At 61.2% G+C, this 2,314-nt stretch carries 2 protein-coding genes; both read right to left on the bottom strand.

Annotation, left to right across the window (positions count from 1 at the left end):
* Positions 1-293: 293 nt before the first annotated feature.
* Complete coding sequence (rbp, locus tag BQ17_RS10100) at positions 294-566, bottom strand: RNA-binding regulator (protein WP_089726713.1); 273 nt, start codon at positions 564-566, stop codon at positions 294-296.
* A 478-nt stretch (positions 567-1,044) separates the two neighbouring features.
* The gene (gene pyrC, locus BQ17_RS10095; protein WP_089726710.1) at positions 1,045-2,088 is read right to left on the bottom strand and encodes a dihydroorotase; all 1,044 of its coding nucleotides are present in this window, start codon (positions 2,086-2,088) and stop codon (positions 1,045-1,047) included.
* Positions 2,089-2,314 lie beyond the last annotated feature (226 nt).

Genomic DNA, 2,314 nt, shown 5'->3' with positions numbered 1-2,314 from the left:
CTGGCTCCCCAGGCTCCAGCGTGGGAGCAGACCTGGTCCCGACGGAGGAGGGATCTGACGCTCCAGCGTCGATTAAGTGCCTGGTAGGTTAACAGCCAACGCCGATCAGCACGGAGAAGCTGCGTCCGCTGGAGTGGACAAGACGGCGTTCCCACGCTGGAGCGTGGGACGAGGTCCCAATGGCGGGTAGCGGCCGTCCCTGGCCTAACCCGCCCTACGCGGGCTCGATTTCTCGATCATTCTGGCGATCGCCGTTCCGTTTTTTCGCTGGTCGGTAACCCTTACTCGCAGGCTCAAAAGCGGCGGTTCTGCGGCTTGCGATCACCGCGCGGTTTGGCTGGGTTGACCTTCATGTTGCGGCCTTTCAACGGAGTCCCGTTGAGGGCCTTGATCGCAGCGTCGGCCTCGGCATTACTCGGCATCTCCACGAACCCGAACCCTTTTGAGGTGCCGGTATCCCTGTCGGTGACCAAATTCGCGCTCTCGACTTGGCCATAGGCACTGAAGGCCTCGTGCAGTTCGTCTTGAGTCACACCATAAGCCAGGTTGCCAACATAAATATTCATCGGTCTATAAGTCCCTAAAAGCTGTGCATCGAAGGAGAGAAAGGCCGGTCAGTCCGGCCTATGCACATGCCGGTCGGAGGGCCTTGCGGTATGGCCGCAGCCACCCCGCGACTGCGAGAGCCTGTCTGATTTACGACTGTTCTACGCGGAATCGAGGAAGCCGGCCGGATTTCCCGCTCGATTTCGTTAAATTAGGCCCACTATTCGCCTCAGTCGAGCGCAAAAATCTTGCCTTTTGCCCCTCGATCCCTCGCTACGAACGCATAAGCCAGACAGGCTCTAAGATATGTATAGCCCCCGCAAACCGGCTCACCCGGAGGTTTCCTGAACCGATGGAGGTGTCGGGATACGGATCATTCCTGATGGGCCCTGGGGAAGGGGGCCAACCGAAAGACGGGAGACACCGGCCGGCCGGCGCTCAATGTTCGGCACCATACGCGAAAAGCAGTGACATGGAAAGCGGAAAAGCGGATCAGAGTCAATCGGCCAGGCGCCAGGCCACTGTTGTGCCAGCCCGCAGCGGCACCAGCCGGTCTTGATCGAATGGATAGGAATTCGGAACCCGCCAGGTCTCCTTGATCAGGCGGATGCGTTCCTGATTGTGGGGCAGGCGGTAGAAATCGGCCCCGAATCGGCTCGCAAAGCCTTCCAGTCTGTCGAGTGCCCCCGCTTGCTCGAAGACCTCGGCATAGAGCTCAATCGCGGCGTGGGCACTGAAGATCCCGGCGCATCCACAGGCAGTCTCCTTGCCCGCGCGCGGGTGGGGGGCGCTGTCCGTGCCGAGAAAGAACTTCGGATTTGCGCTGGTAGCGGCCTCGACGAGTGCCTGACGGTGGGTCTCTCGCTTGAGTACCGGCAGACAGTAGAAGTGGGGCCGAATACCGCCGGCCAGGATGGCATTGCGGTTGTACAAGAGATGATGGGGCGTGATGGTGGCCGCCAACTGCGGCGGTGCTGCGAGGATAAACCGGACCGCCTCGGCAGTGGTTATGTGCTCCAGGACGATCCGCAGCTCGGGGAAATCACGGATCAGGGGGTAGAGGACCTGATCGATGAAGGCCTGCTCACGGTCGAAGATATCCACCGCCTCGGCGGTTACCTCCCCATGCACAAGCAGCGGCAGGTCGAGGCGCTGCATCGCCTCCAATGCCGGATAGATGCGGTCGATGCGGGTGACGCCGTGCGCGGCGTTGGTGGTGACCCCCGCGGGATAGAGCTTCACCCCATGGACCGACCCGGACGCGGCGGCGCGCGCGATCTCCTGGGGCGATAGGTTGTCGGTGAGATACAGGGTCATCAGCGGCTCGAAGCCGTATCCTGCGGGCAGGGCGGCGAGGATGCGGTCGCGATAGGCGATGGCCTGGGTGGTGTCCGTAACGGGGACAGGGAGATTCGGCATCACCATGGCACGGGCGAAACGGTGCGCCGTATAATGGACCACCGATGCCAGCTGTTCCCCGTCCCGCAGGTGAAGATGCCAATCGTCGGGTTTGAGGATGCTCAATTCGGCCTGGTCGCCCATAGTCCGCTCCCGGAAGATTCCACATGCTTGGCTGTTACCGGGCAACAGAAGACCACAGGGATTTTCCGACGTCAAAGCCCGTAGGGTGGGCTGTGCCCACCAATACCGTGCCTGGATGGTGGGCTGTGCCCACCCTACTACCTAGTTTTGACCGCTGTTGCAAGTTCATAGTATCTGCATGCTCACACGCTTGGCTCACATGCTCCAGTGTGTGGACTAGGGGGTG

The sequence above is a fragment of the Candidatus Thiosymbion oneisti genome (genome assembly GCF_900092655.1).
Lineage (GTDB): Bacteria > Pseudomonadota > Gammaproteobacteria > Chromatiales > Chromatiaceae > Thiosymbion > Thiosymbion oneisti.
Note: the sequence above shows the minus strand (reverse complement) of the source record. Positions and strands in the feature narration are given on the sequence as shown.

Coding starts and splice junctions, on each gene's coding strand:
- pyrC (WP_089726710.1), bottom strand. CDS start 2,088: ATGGGCGACCAGGCCGAATTGAGCATCCTCAAACCCGACGATTGGCAT.
- rbp (WP_089726713.1), bottom strand. CDS start 566: ATGAATATTTATGTTGGCAACCTGGCTTATGGTGTGACTCAAGACGAA.